The sequence below is a fragment of the Lactococcus sp. S47 genome (assembly GCF_016517475.1).
In the GTDB taxonomy this organism is placed as follows: Bacteria; Bacillota; Bacilli; order Lactobacillales; family Streptococcaceae; genus Lactococcus; species Lactococcus lactis.
The window spans coordinates 112,630-131,733 of record NZ_JACVUB010000007.1 but is presented as its reverse complement, the minus strand read 5'-3'; the positions used below and the strand labels follow the sequence as shown (position 1 = coordinate 131,733).

Annotated in this window: 22 protein-coding genes; 17 read left to right on the top strand and 5 right to left on the bottom strand. The window is 31.8% G+C overall.

Annotated features, from left to right (window positions below; genetic code table 11):
- The first annotated feature begins 103 nt into the window (after window positions 1-103).
- From IAE52_RS08760 to IAE52_RS08710, 11 genes are all read left to right on the top strand, one after another.
- Window positions 104-2,431: a cation-translocating P-type ATPase gene (locus IAE52_RS08760; RefSeq protein WP_033899689.1), complete on the top strand. Its 2,328-nt coding sequence runs from the start codon at window positions 104-106 to the stop codon at window positions 2,429-2,431.
- Window positions 2,432-2,443: 12 nt separating this feature from the next.
- Window positions 2,444-2,887, top strand: coding sequence for a GNAT family N-acetyltransferase (locus IAE52_RS08755; protein ID WP_012897295.1), 444 nt, complete (start codon window positions 2,444-2,446; stop codon window positions 2,885-2,887).
- Window positions 2,888-2,993: 106 nt separating this feature from the next.
- A complete protein-coding gene (locus IAE52_RS08750; RefSeq protein WP_162551424.1) occupies window positions 2,994-4,019 on the top strand; it encodes a YdcF family protein in 1,026 nt (341 codons plus the stop codon).
- Window positions 4,020-4,168: 149 nt separating this feature from the next.
- A complete protein-coding gene (locus IAE52_RS08745) occupies window positions 4,169-4,762 on the top strand; it encodes a lipoprotein BA_5634 family protein (RefSeq protein WP_109990672.1) in 594 nt (197 codons plus the stop codon).
- Window positions 4,763-4,959: 197 nt separating this feature from the next.
- A complete protein-coding gene (locus tag IAE52_RS08740; protein WP_003130518.1) occupies window positions 4,960-5,442 on the top strand; it encodes a TspO/MBR family protein in 483 nt (160 codons plus the stop codon).
- Between the two features lie 118 nt (window positions 5,443-5,560).
- Window positions 5,561-5,962 carry a DUF2177 family protein gene (locus IAE52_RS08735; RefSeq protein ID WP_003130519.1) on the top strand — a complete coding sequence of 134 codons (402 nt, stop codon included), beginning with the start codon at window positions 5,561-5,563 and terminating at the stop codon, window positions 5,960-5,962.
- Window positions 5,963-5,965: 3 nt separating this feature from the next.
- Entirely contained in the window at window positions 5,966-7,762 is a 1,797-nt protein-coding gene (locus tag IAE52_RS08730; RefSeq protein ID WP_033899684.1) for a DAK2 domain-containing protein, read from the top strand.
- Entirely contained in the window at window positions 7,759-8,532 is a 774-nt protein-coding gene (locus tag IAE52_RS08725) for a DUF1295 domain-containing protein (protein ID WP_010905448.1), read from the top strand. Before IAE52_RS08730 ends, IAE52_RS08725 begins: the two co-directional genes overlap by 4 nt.
- A 146-nt stretch (window positions 8,533-8,678) precedes the next feature.
- A complete protein-coding gene (locus IAE52_RS08720; protein ID WP_010905449.1) occupies window positions 8,679-9,041 on the top strand; it encodes a YxeA family protein in 363 nt (120 codons plus the stop codon).
- A 119-nt stretch (window positions 9,042-9,160) separates the two neighbouring features.
- A complete protein-coding gene (locus IAE52_RS08715) occupies window positions 9,161-9,529 on the top strand; it encodes a glyoxalase/bleomycin resistance/dioxygenase family protein (protein WP_021723158.1) in 369 nt (122 codons plus the stop codon).
- A gap of 228 nt (window positions 9,530-9,757) precedes the next feature.
- Window positions 9,758-10,042: a putative quinol monooxygenase gene (locus tag IAE52_RS08710; RefSeq protein ID WP_003130528.1), complete on the top strand. Its 285-nt coding sequence runs from the start codon at window positions 9,758-9,760 to the stop codon at window positions 10,040-10,042.
- 302 nt (window positions 10,043-10,344) lie between these two features.
- Here the strand turns inward: IAE52_RS08710 and IAE52_RS08705 are convergent, their stop codons facing one another.
- The 4 genes from IAE52_RS08705 to IAE52_RS08690 all read right to left on the bottom strand — a co-directional run bounded on the left by IAE52_RS08705 (window position 10,345) and on the right by IAE52_RS08690 (window position 14,072).
- A complete protein-coding gene (locus IAE52_RS08705) occupies window positions 10,345-11,043 on the bottom strand; it encodes a TIGR00266 family protein (RefSeq protein WP_025017231.1) in 699 nt (232 codons plus the stop codon).
- Window positions 11,044-11,199: 156 nt separating this feature from the next.
- Window positions 11,200-11,580, bottom strand: coding sequence for a hypothetical protein (locus IAE52_RS08700; RefSeq protein ID WP_012897301.1), 381 nt, complete (start codon window positions 11,578-11,580; stop codon window positions 11,200-11,202).
- On the bottom strand, window positions 11,540-13,006 hold the full coding sequence (locus IAE52_RS08695; RefSeq protein ID WP_058204338.1) for a Y-family DNA polymerase: 1,467 nt from the start codon (window positions 13,004-13,006) through the stop codon (window positions 11,540-11,542). The genes IAE52_RS08700 and IAE52_RS08695 overlap by 41 nt, the downstream gene beginning before the upstream one ends.
- Window positions 13,007-13,538: 532 nt before the next feature.
- The gene (locus IAE52_RS08690) at window positions 13,539-14,072 is read right to left on the bottom strand and encodes a GNAT family N-acetyltransferase (RefSeq protein WP_058204339.1); all 534 of its coding nucleotides are present in this window, start codon (window positions 14,070-14,072) and stop codon (window positions 13,539-13,541) included.
- 300 nt (window positions 14,073-14,372) lie between these two features.
- On the opposite strand from IAE52_RS08690, the gene IAE52_RS08685 reads away from it, so the two are divergent.
- Window positions 14,373-14,882 carry a hypothetical protein gene (locus tag IAE52_RS08685; protein ID WP_010905453.1) on the top strand — a complete coding sequence of 170 codons (510 nt, stop codon included), beginning with the start codon at window positions 14,373-14,375 and terminating at the stop codon, window positions 14,880-14,882.
- Window positions 14,883-14,934: 52 nt separating this feature from the next.
- Here the strand turns inward: IAE52_RS08685 and IAE52_RS08680 are convergent, their stop codons facing one another.
- Window positions 14,935-15,366, bottom strand: a complete 432-nt coding sequence (locus IAE52_RS08680) for a MarR family winged helix-turn-helix transcriptional regulator (RefSeq protein WP_012897304.1) — start codon at window positions 15,364-15,366, stop codon at window positions 14,935-14,937.
- A 100-nt stretch (window positions 15,367-15,466) separates the two neighbouring features.
- On the opposite strand from IAE52_RS08680, the gene IAE52_RS08675 reads away from it, so the two are divergent.
- The 5 genes from IAE52_RS08675 (at window position 15,467) to IAE52_RS08655 (ending at window position 19,094) form a co-directional block, all read left to right on the top strand.
- Complete coding sequence (locus tag IAE52_RS08675; protein ID WP_012897305.1) at window positions 15,467-15,880, top strand: Ohr family peroxiredoxin; 414 nt, start codon at window positions 15,467-15,469, stop codon at window positions 15,878-15,880.
- A 527-nt stretch (window positions 15,881-16,407) separates the two neighbouring features.
- Entirely contained in the window at window positions 16,408-16,977 is a 570-nt protein-coding gene (locus IAE52_RS08670) for a thymidine kinase (RefSeq protein WP_003129492.1), read from the top strand.
- A gap of 55 nt (window positions 16,978-17,032) precedes the next feature.
- On the top strand, window positions 17,033-17,476 hold the full coding sequence (locus IAE52_RS08665; RefSeq protein WP_012897307.1) for a hypothetical protein: 444 nt from the start codon (window positions 17,033-17,035) through the stop codon (window positions 17,474-17,476).
- Window positions 17,477-17,493: 17 nt separating this feature from the next.
- Window positions 17,494-18,567: a peptide chain release factor 1 gene (gene prfA / locus IAE52_RS08660; RefSeq protein ID WP_003129495.1), complete on the top strand. Its 1,074-nt coding sequence runs from the start codon at window positions 17,494-17,496 to the stop codon at window positions 18,565-18,567.
- Window positions 18,567-19,094 carry a hypothetical protein gene (locus IAE52_RS08655; RefSeq protein WP_012897309.1) on the top strand — a complete coding sequence of 176 codons (528 nt, stop codon included), beginning with the start codon at window positions 18,567-18,569 and terminating at the stop codon, window positions 19,092-19,094. Before prfA ends, IAE52_RS08655 begins: the two co-directional genes overlap by 1 nt.
- The last annotated feature ends 10 nt before the right edge of the window (window positions 19,095-19,104 follow it).

Sequence of the window (19,104 nt, the reverse complement as noted above, 5' to 3'; positions counted from 1 at the left end):
CAGGACTTCTCAGAACTATGTTAAGATAGAACAAAGTATTCTTAAAAATACTATATAATTGAAATCAAAAATTGAAATTGAGAAGAAATAGAGAGTAAAAAATATGTCTTTAAAAGGATTAACAAGTTTTGAGGTTGAAGAACGGATTCGCCAAGGGAAGATAAATAAAAATATAGATGAGACGGATCGTCCTGTTTGGGAAATTGTAAAACGAAATACTTTTACATTTTTCAACTTAATATTTGCAGTCATTGCGATTCTAATCAGTTTAGTTCAAGCATGGAATCAGCTTATTTTCCTTCCAATAATTGTCATTAATACAATTGTCGGAATTTATCAAGAAATCAAAGCCAAACGATATTTGGACCAAATGACTCTCCTGCACGCTCCGCAATCCACAGTGATAAGGAATGGTCAACAAGAAAAAATTGCTTCAGATGATTTGGTTGAAGAAGATATTATTATTCTTAAAACAGGAAATCAAATTGTCGCTGACGCTCGCATTGTCGAAGGAAGTATTTTTGTCAATGAATCACTTTTGACAGGTGAAGCTGACGAAATTGAAAAAAATGTTGATGAAAAACTTCTGTCAGGAAGTTTTGTTGTGTCAGGAGAAGCCAAAGTCATTTTGGAAAAAGTCGGAAAAGATTCCTACATTTCCAAATTAACAGAACAAGCCAAATTAGTTGACCATGGTGAAGACTCTGAGATGTTACGTGCCCTCAATAAATTATTAAAGTGGGTCAGTTTTATTATTCTTCCGATAGCAGTCATTTTATTTACCCAAAATTACTTTGTCAATCATAATACACTTCAAACCAGTGTTGTAGCAATGGTGGCAGCGGTTATTGGGATGATTCCAGAGGGGTTGTATCTTTTAACAACCATTGCCTTAACCCTCAGTAGTGTAAAATTGGCTCGTAATCAAGTGCTATTGCACAATATGAAAAGTATTGAGTCCTTAGCGCGTGTAGACGTTCTATGTGTTGATAAAACAGGAACAATCACAGAACCCAGAATGTCAGTTGAGCAAGTATTTGTTAGCCCAAGTAGTAACATAAGCGAAGCGAAATTTATGTCTCTTTTATCTGACTACATCTCAGCAAATACTGATGACAATGATACCATGAAGGCAATTCGAGAGTTTATGCTTGCAAAAGGTGACCTTCAAAATCAAATGACCGGCGTTAAAAAAATTATTCCATTTTCATCAAAAGTAAAATATAGTGCTGTTTGTTTTGAAAATGAAAGTTATCTTTTAGGAGCACCAGAAATTGTTTTAGGAAAAACTTATGAAAAAATTAGCTCTGAAATCAATCATCTCTTAGAAGAAGGCTTTCGTGTCCTAGTTTTAGCGGGAACAAAAGAAAAAATTTATGACCAACTTAATTTGGGGGCTTACGCACTTGGCTACGTTGTGTTAGCCAATCCCATCAGAGAAAATGCTAAATCGACCTTTAACTACTTTGCAGAGCAAGGAGTCAATATCAAAGTTATTTCAGGTGATAACCCTCAAACCGTGTCGGCAGTTGCAAAAAGAGCAGGAATTACTGGAGCTGAACGTTTCATTGATGCAAATTTATTGAAAACGAAAGAAGATTTAGACCAAGCGGTTGAATCATATACCGTTTTTGGACGTGTGACACCTGACCAAAAACGCCGTCTCGTTCAAGCCCTTAAAAGTAAAGATCATACTGTCGCAATGACCGGAGATGGTGTTAATGATATTTTAGCCATGAAAAGTGCTGATTGTAGCATTGCAATGGCTTCCGGAAGTGATGCCGCGACCCAAGTTGCACAAGTTGTCTTATTAGATTCAGATTTTGGGCATATGACACAAGTAGTCACAGAAGGACGTCGAGTCGTCAATAACGTCCAACGTTCAGCCATTCTTTTCCTTGTAAAAAATCTCTTTTCAATCATCTTGGCAATTATCTCAGCAATCTTTGTCTTCACCTATCCCTTACAAGCTTCACAACTTTCACTTATCAGTTTATTCACCATTGGGATTCCGGGATTCTTACTCTCTTTAGAAGAAAATGACAAACGAATTGAAAAAGATTTTATTAAAAATGTTATCTTAAAAGCATTACCAGCCAGCTTGACTGAAATTACGGCCGTTTTAGGAGTCGTTATTGCTGGAGCTGCCTTCAAATTGACGGCATCAGAAATTTCAACTTCAGCAGTTATCTTACTAGCTGTTGTTGGATTTATGATTTTAACTAAAATCAGTGCACCACTCAACCGTTTTAAAATGGGAATTATCATTTTTAATATTGTTGGGATAATTATCTCAGGTTTCATGTTCAATTCCCTCTTCTCTATCAGCAAAATTTCTTTGGATAGTTTTGTTCTGGTTGCCTTACTCTCACTATTTTCAGAATCACTATTTAGAAATTTTGATTCACTATTAAAAAAGTTTTTCAAATAAGAACGGATTAAAATGAAAGAAATAAATAAAGATATGAGAAATAAAGAACTCATAGAAGAATTGATAAGTTTATGGGAAAATTCAGTTAAAGAAACACATTCTTTTCTGTCAGTTAAAGAAATTGAAGATATAAAACAATATGTCCCGCAAGCTCTTAAAGCTATCGAACATTTAATTGTGGAATTTGACGATAATGAAAAACCAATTGCTTTTATGGGAATTGTTGGTGAGAAACTTGAAATGTTGTTTATTAGCCCTAATCACATGAAAAAAGGACTCGGTAGAAAGTTGCTTGAAGAAGCAATAAAAAACTATTCGGTAAATGAACTTGTAGTGAATGAGCAAAATCCGCAAGCCAAAGGATTTTATGAGCATTTAGGCTTTAAAGTTTATAAAAGAAATCCAATTGACGAACAAGGAAATCAATATCCAATTCTTTTTATGCATTTGGGTTAATAATCAAAAATCTCACATTTGAACAGTGGGATTTTTTTAATACACGTGAAGAGATTAGGATAGAAGGCTATGTTATAATAGAATAGATTAAACCCAAGGAGTTTGAATGGCTTTTTTAATAATTTCCCTGATTATCATGCTAATTGGCCTGCTAAGATTAAAAATCAATAAACGAAGTATAATAGGAGGAATTTTTTTAGCCTCAGGTTTGATATTGAGCCTAGCCTCTCTGTTTTTTGAATTATTATACCTTATTTATCTTTATCTTCCGTCGGGTGATTTTGCAACCTTGATCATTGCTTATGGAATCCTTCCCTTAATATTTTTATTGGTCTGTGGATATTTCATTTTTAACTCAAAAACAATGAGAACTAAAGAAGGTAAAAGTGCCACTGCAAAATTATCTGCTCTATTTGGCTTAAATTTGCTTATTGCCTTTCCAGCACTCTTTATGTTATTCACATTTTCAACAAAAACAATACCACAAATAATCTGGTACATTCTTCTTTATATTTTACTTATTGATATAATTCTCTGTTTTTTGTTTGCAGCCTATATTTTATATTCATGGATGAGCCAAATGATTCCTTTACAAAAAAGGATAGATTATATTATCATTTTGGGTTCAGGTGTTAGAAGTGAAGAAGTTCCACCCTTGTTAAAGAGTCGATTGGACAAAGGAATTGAATATTACCAGAAAAATCCTACAGCCAAATTTGTTGTTAGTGGCGGACAGGGGGCGGATGAGCCTGTATCAGAAGCCTTCGCCATGCGAAAATACCTCCACTCACAAAACATTCCTAATCATCAAATTCTTTTTGAAGATAAATCCACCACTACTTATGAGAACATGTTATTTTCTAAAAGGATAATTAATGAGGATTGGTCAGATAAAGAAATGCCCCCTTCAATCATTTTTTCAACCAATAATTATCATGTTCTCAGAGGAAGTTTATATGCGCAAAGAGTAAAATTAAAAGCCCAAGGAGTAGGGGCACCCACAGCACTTTATTTCTTACCTACGGCCTTAATTCGTGAATATATCGCATTACTTCTACATAGAAAAATTATTCTTTTTAGTGTATTGGGAGGTGTCTTACTATTCATCATTATTTCCCTTCTTCCTATTTAAAAAAGTTAGCAAACCTCAAGAAAGAATCTCTTTCTTGAGGTTTTTAGTACTCATTTTTTCATTACAAAAATGTAAGAAGGAGGCGTCGGACTTGATGTTAGAATGAAAGAGTAGCTAAATTGTAAAAAGAAAAAAAGGAAAGATATAGAATGAAGAAAATACTAATAGCGATAATTATCATAGTACCAATTGCCGTTACCGGATTTCTCGGTTATGACTTTTTCAAAAAAAATTTTGCTCATGTTCACGGTATAATCATGTATAGTGATAATAAGGATGAAGCAGATACTATATTAGAGAATAATAAAAAATATATTGATAAAGGTTTAACTGTAGAAGGTAAATACAGTTCAAAATCAGATGTCTTAGTCTTGAATACTCAAGCTGCTAATAAATTAATAAATGAAAAAGTTTTTAATAACGTAACCAAAAAAGGAGACAAGTTTAAATTTAAGACAGTAGAAAACTTATCAGCCGAGCCAGCTTTGTGGACAGGAAAGGAAGATAAAACAATAACTGATGATAAAGGACAGTCAGTGAAACCTAAAAGTACAAAATATATTGTTCTAGGAGAATACAGTGCTACTTCTAAGATATTGATTCTTAATGATGAAGATTATCAAAAATTTGATGCAAAAGCTAAATTTGTAAGTGTAATAAAAGAAAAACGAGATGCTGATAAAGTCCTTAAAAGCTACATTACGAGTGGTTCAATTCCCTCACAGATATTCCCTTACAAATAATAAAAACTACTAAAAATAACTCTTATAAAATGTTACTGGAAATTTTTCCAGTGACATTTTTATTTTTTAACAAATTAAAGATGATTATACTAAGTTATAAAGTTATCAAGCGAATAAGACAGCTTGACTCACTATTTATGTAATAATATAAGTATAGTAATCAAAAGAACTCATGTATATTAAAAGGGAGAGAAATTATGACTAGTAAAAAACTAAAAGCATTGGGACAACTAATATTATTTATTGTAGGAATTGAACTAATTGGTGGCCTATCTGGCCTCTTGGCGGGGGATATTAAGGGGATTTATAATAATCTTAAACTCCCACCCCTAGCTCCACCAGACTATCTTTTTGGGATTGTTTGGCCTGTATTATATGCTCTTATCGCCATTTCCGCCTATTTGATTTTTTATAAGCTGAAAACTCAAAGAAGTGAGGGACAAAATGCCTTATTCTATTTTGGAATACAACTTATCTTAAACTTTATTTGGAGTATTATTTTTTTCAAAGGCTATTTTTGGTTAGGAGTTATTATTATTCTCTTACTAGATTTTATTGTTTATCTCTGCATCATTAAATTTTCAAAAATTAATAAGTGGTCTGCATTCCTTCTAATTCCTTATTTTATTTGGATTATTTTCGCAACATATTTGAGTATATCAGTTGCTATCTTGAACTAAATAACTTGAGGAGAATCTGATGGTTTGGGCAATAAATAATGATTATATAACATAAAAATTTTGATATTTATAAGTATATACATCTGTAAAACTGAAAGCTATAGATTGGAGAAGAATAATGAATTTTATTAAACCCTTTATTATAAGTGGAGTAATTTTTTTAATTTTAGATATTTGCTGGCTCTTTTTTGCAAATAAAAAAATCTATCAGCCAAATATTGGTAACTTGATGGGAGATTTTAAAGTTATTCCGGCCATTATCTTCTATATTATTTATCTAGGAGCACTAACATTTTTTGTATTAATGCCCGGACTTGAAAAAAATAGTATAACTTACGTCTTACTGAGTGGTGCTCTACTAGGATTAGTATGTTATTCTACATACGATTTAACAAATTTGGCATCAATTAAAGACTGGTCACTAATGGTAACAATAATTGATATTATTTGGGGGACTTTTGTAAGCTCTTTGAGTGCAAGTCTTTCATTTCTTGTGATTACAAAGTTTATGGAAGGATAAAGAATGGAAAAGGTAAAATCTGAAGACCGTCTACTAGAAAGTATCATAGCAGGAGCGCAAAAGGTTATTAACGGAAAGGATGAACTAAACAAAATAAATGTATTTCCAGTTGCCGATGGGGATACAGGGAGTAATTTAGCATCTTTAATGCAAACCATTATTGATAATTTATCTAATAATAATTATTCAACGAACCTTTTATTTGATGAAGTAGCTTCGGCAGCGCTCATTGGGGCTCGGGGAAATTCTGGAATTATTTTTGCCCAGTACTTAAATGCCGTTTCAGATTATTATAGTGTATATGAAACTAACTTAGAGATACTTGTTTTAGCTTTCAACAGAGCAGTAAAGAGCGCCTATGATTCTTTGATTGAGCCCAAAGAAGGAACGATTTTATCAGTTATGAAAAGATGGGCAGAAGTATTACTAATTACTTTTAAAGAAAGTACATCTTTTGAAAAAGCCTTGCTAGAAGCAAAAGGAGAAGCTTGGAAAGCTCTTAAGGAAACACAATTTCAGATGTCAATTTTAAAAAAGAATAAACTCGTTGACTCTGGAGCGAAGGGTTTTTACTACTTTATATCTGGTTTTACTGACGCTTACTGTGGAGAAAAAGTAAGTAAGATACAAGAAGGACTTATCCCCAGCATAAAAGAATTAAATACAGAAGATATTAGAGAACACTTTATATCTGAAGCACCTAAAAATAGGTATTGTTCAGAATTTATTATCAAAGAACCCCTAAAACAAGAAAAGGACTTAAAAGAATCACTAAGGAAATGGGGAGATTCTTTAGTTATTGCTGGAAATAAAAAACAAATAAAGATTCATATCCATACTAACCATCCGGAAAATATATTAGCACTGTTAGAAAAAACAGGAACAATTATCTATCAAAAAGTTGATGATATGCAATTACAATATGAAATATCACAAAATAGAAAATCATCCATTGCTATTGTCACAGATTCTGTTGCCGATCTATCTGCTGATTTTATACTTGAAAATCAAATTTTTGTTTTACCTTTGAATGTTTCAGTAGGTGAGCAAGCCTTTTTAGATAAACTTACAATCAATCCTCAAATTTTTTCAGAAAAGTATAATAAGAATTTAAAAATGACAACTTCTCAACCAAGCATTCAATCTGTTGATTCGCTTTTCTCCTTTTTAGAAGGAAAATATGAACATATCATCGTGATTTCAGTTTCTTCAAAACTAAGTGGCACTTATCAACTTCTCAACCAAAGAATTACAGCAAAGAAATCCTTAGAAAACCGAGTACATCTTATAGATTCCAAATTAAATTCAGTGGCTCAAGGACTACTAGTTAAACAAGTTGCCAAATTGATTAGTGAAGAGCGTTCTATTGAATCAGTACTTAATGAAACAGAAAAAATAACTGACCGGATATTTATTTATGTGGCAGTAGAAGATTTATCGCCAATGATAAATTCGGGAAGAATTCCAAAAATTTTGGGAGAAACCGCACAAAAACTTTCAATGCATCCAATTATTAGTCTTGATAAAAGAGGAAACGGAAAGCTGATTGGTGCTTCTTTTAGTCAAAATAAGAGTATGGATAAAATTTTGAAAAAAATTAACCTATTGTCAAAAGAAGGACAAATCGAAGAATTAGCTTTGACACATGTTTTATCCGAAGAATCAGCCTTAAAGATAAATGAACTATTGAAAGAAAAAACTACTAAAAACTGTGAAATTATAGACAGTTCAGCAGCAATTGGAATTTCTGCAGGGATTGGAAGTTTAGCAATTGCCGGACTATTAAAGGAGGTCAAATGAATTATATAGCCGTTTTGGTAACTTTATTACTTTATTTCATCTGTTGGTTTCTTATTGCGACATCTAAGAAGAATTACGGATTGATAGATATTGCTTGGGGCGGAGGATTTGTTCTTACAGCTGTGGTCTCTTATTTATTTTCTCCGAGAATTACGATTCAAAATAGCCTAATCTTAGTATTAGTCATATTATGGGGAGTACGTTTAGCAATTCATTTAGGAAGACGAAATTGGAATAAACCCGAGGATTATCGCTATACAAATATGCGTAAAAGGTGGGGCAATAATTTTCCAAAATTGAAAGCTTTTCTAACGGTATTTATGGTGCAATATCTTTTGTTAATCATTATTTCACTCCCAATTATTCAAGTCAATTCAAATGTTAATTCTCAATTTTATTGGTGGCAAATTTTAGGTATAATAATTTGGATATTTGGCTTTATCTTTGAAGTTTTTGGAGATCGTCAGTTAGAAGTCTTTAAAAAACTACCCCAAAATAAAGGAAAACTATTGACTAGTGGCCTGTGGTCACTAACACGACATCCTAATTATTTTGGCGAGTCAATGTGTTGGTGGGGAATATTCTTAATCTCTTTGACGACTTTATCAACGCTTTGGTTGGTTATTAGTCCACTATTGATTACTAGTCTCCTTTTATTTGTATCTGGTGTACCAATTCTTGAAAAAAAATATAAGAATCGTGAAGATTTTAAAGAATATGCAAAAACTACCCCGAAGTTTGTTCCTTTTATTGGTAAAAAGGGCTTGTAGACTAAGTTCTCAATCATAAAGGCCCATAATTTTAGTAATTTCCTTTTTATTCTTATATAAAACAACATTCGTATGCTTTCAAAATTGTAAGCTTATTAATCCAGCTCCTTGATATAATAAGGGTATAAAATAAAGGAGAATATATTGTGAAGAAAGTATTAGTAGGATTGTTAGCTATTATGGTTATGATAATCGCTTCTGGATATACATATTATAAAATGAATTATGGTGGGGAAAGTTACTATGTTCAAATATTAGTTAATGGTGAGCGGGAAGAGACGACTGCTGATGATCATACACCAATGGTAATTTATCACTACAAACTTGATTCTTTCAATTCAAAAGGAGATAAAAAGTTAGTAAAGTTTATGGCTAGTCATAATTTAAGAAACCAAGCCTATTTAGAACTGACTTATAACAAGCATAAAGGTGTAACAAACTGGAATGAGGTCCAAGAGAAAGAAATACCAAAACCTGCATTAAAAGAGCTACAAAGCTTAGAAAACTAATTTCTATTTTCCTTATCTAGATAAAGAATTTGTAAGCTAGGGAGCTAAAAGAAGTTAGTGGATAGATTAAATATTTTAGCGATATAATGATAGTGTTAAAGGAAAAAAGGAAAATAAATATGGCTTTTAATATCTGTGTAAATCTTTATGTAAAAGAAGTAGAAAAAGAAGTAGATTTTTTCAGGTCAATCGGTTTTTTAGAAATTGAAAGACATAAGATGGAAAACTCAGATTCAGTTGTAATTGCACCGCTATCAGATGGCAATGCTTTTTTACAAATTTGGGATATCGAGTTTATAAAAAAAGTCTCACCCGAAGTTGCGAATGATAAACCTTCATTACTATTCACAGTAGATAATATAGAAGAGATGAATGAAAAATTAAAGAAAATTACTCCTACAACAAGCGACTTGATGGATGCTAACGGGAAAAAAGCATTTAATTTCCAAAGCCCTTCGGGTAACTATTATGCTTTTATGGAAATTTAATTATATCTAATTTTATAATAGTACTTAAAAACTGTCATTAAAGGCAGTTCTTTTTATTTAAATGAGAAAATAAAGAAATCATATAAATTTTTATTCTGTGTAATCTAAAATATTTGCAAAAACAAGTAAAATATTTTATTATATGACTTATCAATCATTGACTTGTCAAGTATTTATTTTTCCAAAAATTGAAAAATAAACATTAATAAATAAAAAGGAATAAAAATTATGATTATTGTAAATGCTAAATTTTATATTAAAGAAGATAAAAAATCTCAATTCTTAAAAGAGATAGAAGGTCTGATTTCAGCTTCCAAAAAGGATGAAGGATGTCTGGAATACTCTCTTTATGAATCTACGGATAATCAGCTAGAATTTGTGATGATAGAAAATTGGGAATCACAGGAAGCTATCGAAAAACATAACACTAATCCCCTTTTGCTAGCATTCGCTAAGAACTTAAGCACTTATAGTTCAAAAAAACCAGTTCTACAAATTGCGGAAACAAAGTAAAAAATAATTAACAATATAAAAAGGTAGAGCAAGAAAAGTATTGCTCTATCTTTTTATATTATAGGGAAAGAAATTAGTGAAGAATCTTCTAAGGTTTAGAAGGTAAAACTGGGAAAGGAAAAGTAATCGCTCAACTATATTTTAGATATGGAAATATTACTGGATTCCTTTATAACAATGCATTATAGAAACTAAAATAAAATTTAGTGGGCAGAATTTAAAAGACATAAAACAACAAGATATTATTGAAAAATAAGGAAACTTATAAAATAAAAAGCCACTAAAGTTTAGTGACTTTTTATTTATCCTTTACTTGGTATGAATGGAATGATTGACTGTGCGAGGGCTTCAACATTTCTACTTTGAATCAGGATTTTTCCCTTACCTCGAAATTTATTAACTAACCCTTCTCCTGTCTTAAAACCAAATGTTCCGGAAGCAACTTCAATTGAATAACTCAAAGATTCAGTCCATGCTAAAACATGTTGATTATCAACTACAAAATCTTCTGTTCCATCAAGAGCTATTTCTACAATATCCCCGTAACCGCTGATTAACATCTTTCCGCTGCCCTGTGTTTTCATCACAAAAAGACCACCAGTTCCTCCAAATAATGCTCCATCTAATTTTTGACGCTCCATTATGTAATGGACACCACCCTCACTAACGAGGAATGCCCCTGTGTTAAGATTCCACTGTTCTTGACCGACAAGAATTTCCTTGATTGAACCAAGGCTAGCAGGAGCAAGCGAAATTTTACCATTTGCACCTATTGCGCTTGCCTTAGTAATAAAGAAACTTTCTCCACTTGTAATTGAACGACCAAGAGCTTTTAAAGCACCTCCAAGTCCTCCTTTTCCATTGCTGTTCATTTTTCCTTCAAGTTTAACAGCAGCGTTATGATAGACCATCGCTCCAGACTCAATTTGAATCTCTTCATTATTGTCAAGACTAATCTCCACTAGTGGTGCCATTGATGTTGAACTTAGTTGATATTCCATAAATCTTCTCCTTTTGAACTTATTCTTTAAACAATTATATCATGAGATGTCATCTGAATAAATATTAAAAATTATTCTTATTTATGAAATTATTGTATTCAAAGAAGCTATAGTAATAAAAAAGCATGTTTGGACATAACATGCTTTTTTCATTAATTATGAAATATTTATAATTTTTTCGATAGATATGAGGTGAATTTTATCTGTGGATTTTATTCTAACTTGATTATTGATAAATTCTGATACAAAACCAAAAACTTCAGTTATTTTATCCTTAGATTGATATTTAATTTTGACTTGTACTTGATTAGTAAATGACTGGTTGAGAAGATGAAGTATAATGTGATGTGATAAAGGTTGTAAGATTTTATCACTATTTTGCTCTTTAACAAATGCATTTTGGGCCTCGGTCAACTCTCCGGTCGCAAATGATCCCCATTTCATCATTCCTCTATCCTGATATGCTCGAATGACTTCATAGGAACTATAAGAACGGTCAACTGACATCTTTATCCTCCTTATTTTGACTTGCTGCATGACCTCCAATAAGTTTATTTCGATAAATCACACGTGAACCTTCGGATAAACTACTTGCTTTTTGAATGGATAGAAAATCGAATTTTTCTCTGATTTCGTCAATGGCTTTTTGAAGGGATTCCTGCTTTTCGTTGGATTGATTTTCTTCAACAGTTTCAAATAAAGAAAGTTGTTTGACCGAATTATCAGAGAGTTGATTGCCACTTATTCCTATTTGCCTTACTGCTCCACCTTGATATTTTTCACGAAATAAACGAATTGCGAGGTCTTGCAGTTCCTTTGTATTTTGTGTTGCTTCAATATTGCGTGAAATTTTAATAGAAGAGTGTTCAGAGCTTGCTGCAGCACCCACATAAAGTGAAAGATTGCTTGCCATTCTTCCTCCCTTTCTTAGCCTTATCGCTAAGTTTTCAGCCATTTCTTTAATCACAAGTTCTATTTCTTTTTGTTTATGGTAGTCACGAGGTAGAATTTGAGAATTGCTGAAGCTAGAAGATTTAGGAATATATTTTTCCCTTACATTACTTTCATCAATTCCATTTGCATGGAAAAAATGTTGGAGTCCAATTGTGCCTAATTTTTGTTTAAGGAGAAGAGGGTCAGCATTTGCAAGCTCTTTAATAGAACTGATTCCTAACTTGTTCAAACGTTTCTCAGTTCGTTTTCCAATTCCCCAGAAGTCAGTCATCTTAGGAAGAGTCCAGAGTTTACTAGGCACATCTTCATACCGTATTAATGCTCTCATATTCTGATTATGTTTGGCATAGTTATCCATGGCAAGTTTTGCAAGTAGAGGATTATCACCCATCCCTACAGTTACATAAAGCCCTAACTTATCCAAAATCTCACGTTGTAAATCTAAAGCAATCAGATTCATTTGCTCATATCGGTTTCTAATATCAGGATAGAAGAAGTTAAGAGATTCTGTGATATCTAAAAATGATTCATCAATTGAGTAAGAGTGAATTTCTTCAATTGATGTGTAATTGGTTAGAATTTCAGTAACTTTGATTTTATAATCTACATAGAGCTGCATTTGAGGCGGAACAAGCCATGTTCGTTTTGCCCAGGATTCGATGAAAGCGACATGCTGCAAAGTTGGTTCAGTCCGTTGTCCGTAAATATCCGTATGTGTTCGATACCATTGTGGGAAATTGAATTTCCTTGTTTCAATAATAAAGGGTAAATCACTGGCACGACTTATGTTTTTCATTCCAAAGACTTTTTTAAAAGTAGGACTAGAGGCAAGCGTTAAACCTTTAGTGTTATCTGCACGACTCATGACGCAAAGAGAAGTTGTCAAAGGGTTAAGATTTCGTTGAACGCACTCAATAGAAGCGTAATTTGATTTGACATCTTCAAAAAGGATAGCTCTGCGAGGTTCAAGTGAGTAGTCAAAAAAGTTATTTAATTTATGTTTATCCATCTCTCCCCTTCAGTAACATATTTAATACAAAACATCTGTTTATCTGATATTATACTCTAAAAAAAACCATTAATCAATGGATAATATCAGAAAAAATAGTAAAAAGATAAAAAAATATCTCAGTTTGTTCCTTCCCCCAAAAAAAGAGCTTATTTTCTGCTATAGTTAGATTTAGAGAAGGGCAAAGAAGTTCTGTATTTGATTCATTATTTAAAAAATATCTATCAAAATTTTGAATATAGTAATGGTGACTTAAATATTGAAGCAAACGACCACAAACACCAGAAGATAAAAATATTTAAGAATAATTGATGTAAGTTTTAGGAAAACTCCAATTTTTAAGAAAGATATTTAATCAGTTCAAATATGCAAATATTACTGGTCCTCTTTGTAACAATGAATTTAAAGAAATCATAATAAAATTTAATGGGTAGAATTTAAAATAAATTAAAAAATATTGTTAAAAAAGAAAATTTATAAAATAAAAAACCACTAAAAAAATAGTGGTTTTCACTTATTTTTATATTTTTAATTATTTAAGACAAAATTCATAAAATACGCAATCGTCCCATCCTTTGTTATCAAAGCTCTTGAGATTGGTTCTCCCGCGAAATACAAATTGATGTTTTTCATAAAGTTTCTGTGCAGGTGTATTTTTAAAATTAGTATCTAATCTAATAGTTACCATACTATTACTTTTGCTAAATTCTTTTATAAAGTTGATCATAGTACTTGCAATTCCTTGATTTAATTTTTTAGGATCTATAATTAAAGTATGGATTACCAAGATTTGATTAGGATCAAGCTCTGGGGTGCCCCAGGTAATATTTTCATACTCTTTATCTGATTGATTATTTAGAATCACAGTTCCTGAAACAATATCATTTGAATCATAACAAACAAAGAGCTGAGATAAGTCAATTGCTTTTAGAGCCGTATCAATTGAGGGATAAATATTTTTTATCCAACTCGTTTGTTTTTCATCAATCAATGGTAAAGAATTACCATAGAATTTAGCAACTGCGGGTTTATCTTGCTCTGTAGCAAGGCGTACAAAGTATTTCATCTTACATTCTCCTATTTTGAGGTTGGAAAATTATAGCATAAAAAAGCATGAATGTAAACCTTTTCTTTGGTCTTTATCTGGGATTTTCGTATATGTTATCAAAGTGGTATAATGCATGTTTTATATGTTATGCATTTCGTGTTGTTCTTAAGTATTGTTTAACAAGCATTTAAGGGGTATAGTTTTTTTATATAACTAAAAAAGTCAGTTTTTTTCATAATTGGTATTGTTTTGATGTAATGTATATGGTACAATGCTCTTTGTGTGTGTAATTTGAAAAAAATAAAGGAAAAAATAAAAATGAAAATAAAAAAAATTATCATAGCAGCCACCACTTTTGCAATAGTTTTTAGTACGTGTATTGGTATTAAATCATTAGCGGATAATTATTGGACTGGACATGGAGAAATTCAGACAATTAACAACAATATTGATACACTATCAAATCGGGTTAAAAGTAAAAATCAAGTAATTTCTGATTTAAATCAGACCATAGCAAACTTAAAAAGTTCAGTTGATTCACAAAGTTCACAAGTCAATTCTTTGCAAACTCAATTAACGCAAGCTAATGTTGACAAACAAAATGAAATTAATGCAAAGATAAATGAAATCAATACAAAAATTGCAGAAGGAAATCAAAAAGTAGCTGATAAACAAAAAGAGGTTGATACAGCAAACCAAACAATTTCTCAATTAAACCAACAACTTAATGATTTAAGGCAAAAGTCTGGACAGGACAATGATCAAGCATTGCGAGAAGTTCAAGATACTCGAGCAAAATCTGATCAGGCTGTAAAAGATGCACAATAAATAAAAAAACCTGACTTGGGTCAGGTTTTTTTATATAAATAAGCATAAATATTTAAATTTCTGTTTTCAAACTTTTATTTAAAGTAAGTAATTGCGAGAGAAGTAAGTCATAATTAATATTCTCGTTGCAAGAAACTAAACTGTCACCAATTTCAAGAGAGATAGAAGGTAATTCCTTTTTAACTTGTGCTCCCTTATCTGTGAGAAATAACTCAACACTTCTTTCATCTTTATCAGAACGTTTTCTTATAATGTATCCTTTTGCTTCCAATCTTTTTAGCAGAGGGCTTAATGTACCAGAATCTAAAGAGAGTTCATCGCCTAATTTATTTATTGTCATATTGTTTTCAATTGCTAACATAGCGATAAATCCAGTATAAGTAAGCGAATATCTATTTAAATAAGAATTATATTTTTTTATGATTTCCTTTGAAGCAATGTATAATTGAAAACATAATTCCTTGCTAAGAATATTGTCTGTCATATTTTCTCCTATCATTTCATTATATCTGAATCTATATATTTGTCAAACGTAATTGTATTTAGTACAATTATATTGTAAACAATTTAAAAAGGAGATTTCAATGAAAAAAATATTTTCTACAAAAATGATAAATACTGGCGGTCGAAATGGCGAAGTCCATTCTCCAGATAAAAGTTTTAATTTAGATATTGTTGCACCAGGCAGAAAGGTTGAAGGAGCAACAAATCCAGAGCAATTATTTGCTGCAGGATATAGCGCTTGTTTTAATAGTGCTTTAGACTATATTAAGAAATCAAAAAATATAGAGGGTGAATCAACTATTGAAGTTACAGTTTCTCTCTATAATTTAAGTCAAAATGAAATTCCAGATGTAGTATTAGGAGTTGATATTACAGGACATATCGAAGGAGTGGGTACTGAAGAAACAGAAGAACTCTTGAAACTAACACATAAAACTTGCCCATATTCTCGCGCTACTCAAGGTAATATTGAAGTAACGATAAAGGCTATCTAAAAGATTATTCTAAAATCAGTTTTCCAAGATTAAACTTTTTACTAAGTTTAGGGAGCACAAAACTCTTATTATTTTTTGTTTTGATAATATATTGAAAATAAAAGATAACAATAGTTAATGCATGATTTAAAATACAAAAATGAGCGAGGATTTTATTAAAAATTTTAAAAGTAAAAAAGCCAATAACAAAAATATTGGTTTTTTTATTTTAAAAAATTCCAGAATAGGTGTTTTCATCTCGAGTGCAAGAAAAAATAAGAAAATAGATAAAAGGACCTTATTGCTAAGAAATTATAAAGATATACATTAAATGAAGTAACATTTCCAACCTTTGATGGATTAATAAAACAGAGAGAAGGGTTAAAATATAAATGAAATATGATATAATTTAAGTTGTGTTTTAATTTGACCTCGTAGAGTAAAAATTAGAGAAATCGAGAAAGTTTATGAAGTAATCTTTAGGGATTTTGAAGTACAGAACTTTTGATATCAATGGTTTAGAAGCTAAAAAAATAAAAGGAAAAGTAATGGCGCAATTATATTTCAAATATGGGACGATGAATTCAGGAAAATCAATTGAGATTTTGAAAGTGGCTCATAATTATGAGGAACAGGGTAAGCCTGTTTTATTAATGACTTCTAGTCTGGATACACGCGCAGGGGTTGGGACAGTTGCTAGCCGAATCGGGATGAAAGCTGAAGCTGTCGCAATTGATGAGGAAATGTCTGTTTTTGATTATGTGAACAGCCTGCCAGCTAAACCTTTTTGTGTGCTGATTGATGAGGCACAATTTTTAAATAAAAAACATGTCTATGATTTTGCGCGTGTTGTGGATGAACTAAATGTTCCAGTCATGGCTTTCGGTTTGAAAAATGATTTTCGTAATGAGCTTTTTGAAGGCTCAAAATATTTGCTTTTGCTTGCGGACAAAATTGAAGAAATTAAAACGATTTGTTGGTATTGTAGTAAAAAGGCAACAATGGTGATTCGGACAATTGATGGAAAACCAGTTTATGAAGGTGAACAGTTGCAAATTGGTGGAAACGAAACCTATATTCCTGTTTGTCGTAAACATTATTTTAAGCCAGAAATTTAAAAAATAAGATTAGAATTTTACACGAACAGACTTTATATCAAGAGGGAGGAACTCGATGTTTTATCATTTTAAAGGAACGATTACTGGTGAGGATTATCAAAGAATTCTTGGTCAAATGACCAAGCGGATGATGCTTGTTTTTTCAGGAATTATGCTTATTTTTTTGGTTATTAATTTATTTATGAGTAAGGGGCAATGGCTTTGGCCGGTTGTTTCTGCTTTACTTGTTCTTGTTTTAGGAAATCTTTTTTTACATTGGCAATTGAAAAGTCGTTTTTTGAAAAATTTTAAGCCACAAGAACTTGATATGTATGTGACAGAGGAACAAATTAAAGCTCAAATGAATGTACGTAATGTTGAAATTTTTTCAGATCGTGTGCACTTTTTTCAAGGTAGAAATCAAGTGATGATTTTTAAAAAAGACATGCTGCAAGATGTGACACAATGGGATTCATTTGTCAATATGGCAAAAAATTTACCATTAAAAACTAAAAAATAATTAAAGGAAATAGAGAAATGTTTGATCAGTTAGAATCAATAGTTGGAAGATATGAAGAATTGGGTGAGTTATTGTCTGACCCTGAGGTGGTTTCGGATACAAAGCGTTTTATGGAATTATCGCGTGAAGAAGCAGATTTACGTGATAAAGTAGCGACTTATAATGAATACAAAAAAGTTCTTGAAACAATTTCTGATAGTGAAGAAATGCTTGGCGAAGGTGGACTTGATGATGACATGAAAGAAATGCTCAAAGAAGAACTTTCATCAGCAAAATCACAAAAAGAGCTTTTGGAAGAAGAAATCAAAATCTTGCTTTTACCAAAAGACCCAAATGATGGAAAAAATATTATTTTAGAAATTCGTGGAGCTGCTGGTGGTGATGAAGCTGCACTTTTTGCTGGTGATTTGTTGAATATGTACCAACATTTTTCTGAATCACAAGGTTGGAAGTTTGAAATTATGGAAGCAAACATCACCGGAATTGGTGGGTATAAAGAGGTTTCAGCTTTAATTTCTGGTCCATCTGTTTATTCAAAATTGAAATATGAATCTGGTGCTCACCGAGTACAACGTGTTCCTGTAACCGAAACACAAGGGCGGGTCCATACATCAACGGCTACTGTTCTTGTTATGCCTGAGGTTGAAGAATTTGAGATGACAATCGACCAAAAAGATTTACGTGTGGATATTTACCATGCCTCTGGTGCTGGTGGACAGAATGTCAATAAGGTTGCTACCGCGGTACGTATGGTCCATTTACCAACTGGGATTAAAGTGGAAATGCAAGAAGAACGGACGCAACAAAAAAATCGGGATAAAGCTATTAAATTGTTGAATACAAAAGTCTTTGATTACTATCAACAAATTGAATTGGATAAGCAAAATGCAGAACGTAAATCAACTGTCGGAACTGGGGATCGTTCTGAGCGGATTAGAACTTACAATTTCCCACAAAACCGTGTGACTGATCACCGGATTGGCTTGACTTTACAAAAGTTGGATAGTATTTTATCTGGGAAAATGGATGAAGTGATTGATGCTTTGATTGTCTATGACCAAACTAAAAAATTAGAAGAATTAAATAAATAATGGATTTTGAATTTGAAGATTTTGTTATTCGAGAAGTGGGACATGAAAATAGGAAAATGCAAACTTCGAAAAAGGTGAATAATGTTTCAACAGATGTGACTATTTTTAAGGTCAAAGGCTTTGATTTATCTTTTGATTTACTTTATTGCAGGGGTGAAAATGGAGATGTTTGGGTAGTTGCTGAAAAGATGGAGTCTCTTTCTAAGCATTTGCACCGAGCGCAAAGAACTCGGATGTCAATTGAAAATTATAAAGAAAAGCAATATTGTCGACTTTGGCAAGAAGTAAAAAAAGATGAAGACTGGAGTCGGACCAAGAAAAGTTTACCTTTGTCTGAATTGGGAAAATATAGTAAAAATCCTTTACGTCAATCTTTCTCAGAACTTGGAGCAAAACTTGGAACTTTAGAAGAGTTGGTTTCCGAAACGAATCAAAATCGAAAGCAGTATGCTTTGCTTTTTCCAGCTCAAGAAGTAAAAATCCCTTTATGTGCTTATCTTTTAACTCGAATTTCACCTCTTATTTAGTAGAGAATCT

Bases quoted from the DNA above. Each gene is read 5' to 3' on its own strand.
- IAE52_RS08760 (WP_033899689.1), top strand. From the start codon at position 104: ATGTCTTTAAAAGGATTAACAAGTTTTGAGGTTGAAGAACGGATTCGC.
- IAE52_RS08755 (WP_012897295.1), top strand. From the start codon at position 2,444: ATGAAAGAAATAAATAAAGATATGAGAAATAAAGAACTCATAGAAGAA.
- IAE52_RS08750 (WP_162551424.1), top strand. From the start codon at position 2,994: ATGGCTTTTTTAATAATTTCCCTGATTATCATGCTAATTGGCCTGCTA.
- IAE52_RS08745 (WP_109990672.1), top strand. From the start codon at position 4,169: ATGAAGAAAATACTAATAGCGATAATTATCATAGTACCAATTGCCGTT.
- IAE52_RS08740 (WP_003130518.1), top strand. From the start codon at position 4,960: ATGACTAGTAAAAAACTAAAAGCATTGGGACAACTAATATTATTTATT.
- IAE52_RS08735 (WP_003130519.1), top strand. From the start codon at position 5,561: ATGAATTTTATTAAACCCTTTATTATAAGTGGAGTAATTTTTTTAATT.
- IAE52_RS08730 (WP_033899684.1), top strand. From the start codon at position 5,966: ATGGAAAAGGTAAAATCTGAAGACCGTCTACTAGAAAGTATCATAGCA.
- IAE52_RS08725 (WP_010905448.1), top strand. From the start codon at position 7,759: ATGAATTATATAGCCGTTTTGGTAACTTTATTACTTTATTTCATCTGT.
- IAE52_RS08715 (WP_021723158.1), top strand. From the start codon at position 9,161: ATGGCTTTTAATATCTGTGTAAATCTTTATGTAAAAGAAGTAGAAAAA.
- IAE52_RS08710 (WP_003130528.1), top strand. From the start codon at position 9,758: ATGATTATTGTAAATGCTAAATTTTATATTAAAGAAGATAAAAAATCT.
- IAE52_RS08705 (WP_025017231.1), bottom strand. From the start codon at position 11,043: ATGGAATATCAACTAAGTTCAACATCAATGGCACCACTAGTGGAGATT.
- IAE52_RS08700 (WP_012897301.1), bottom strand. From the start codon at position 11,580: ATGCAGCAAGTCAAAATAAGGAGGATAAAGATGTCAGTTGACCGTTCT.
- IAE52_RS08695 (WP_058204338.1), bottom strand. From the start codon at position 13,006: ATGGATAAACATAAATTAAATAACTTTTTTGACTACTCACTTGAACCT.
- IAE52_RS08690 (WP_058204339.1), bottom strand. From the start codon at position 14,072: ATGAAATACTTTGTACGCCTTGCTACAGAGCAAGATAAACCCGCAGTT.
- IAE52_RS08685 (WP_010905453.1), top strand. From the start codon at position 14,373: ATGAAAATAAAAAAAATTATCATAGCAGCCACCACTTTTGCAATAGTT.
- IAE52_RS08680 (WP_012897304.1), bottom strand. From the start codon at position 15,366: ATGACAGACAATATTCTTAGCAAGGAATTATGTTTTCAATTATACATT.
- IAE52_RS08675 (WP_012897305.1), top strand. From the start codon at position 15,467: ATGAAAAAAATATTTTCTACAAAAATGATAAATACTGGCGGTCGAAAT.
- IAE52_RS08670 (WP_003129492.1), top strand. From the start codon at position 16,408: ATGGCGCAATTATATTTCAAATATGGGACGATGAATTCAGGAAAATCA.
- IAE52_RS08665 (WP_012897307.1), top strand. From the start codon at position 17,033: ATGTTTTATCATTTTAAAGGAACGATTACTGGTGAGGATTATCAAAGA.
- prfA (WP_003129495.1), top strand. From the start codon at position 17,494: ATGTTTGATCAGTTAGAATCAATAGTTGGAAGATATGAAGAATTGGGT.
- IAE52_RS08655 (WP_012897309.1), top strand. From the start codon at position 18,567: ATGGATTTTGAATTTGAAGATTTTGTTATTCGAGAAGTGGGACATGAA.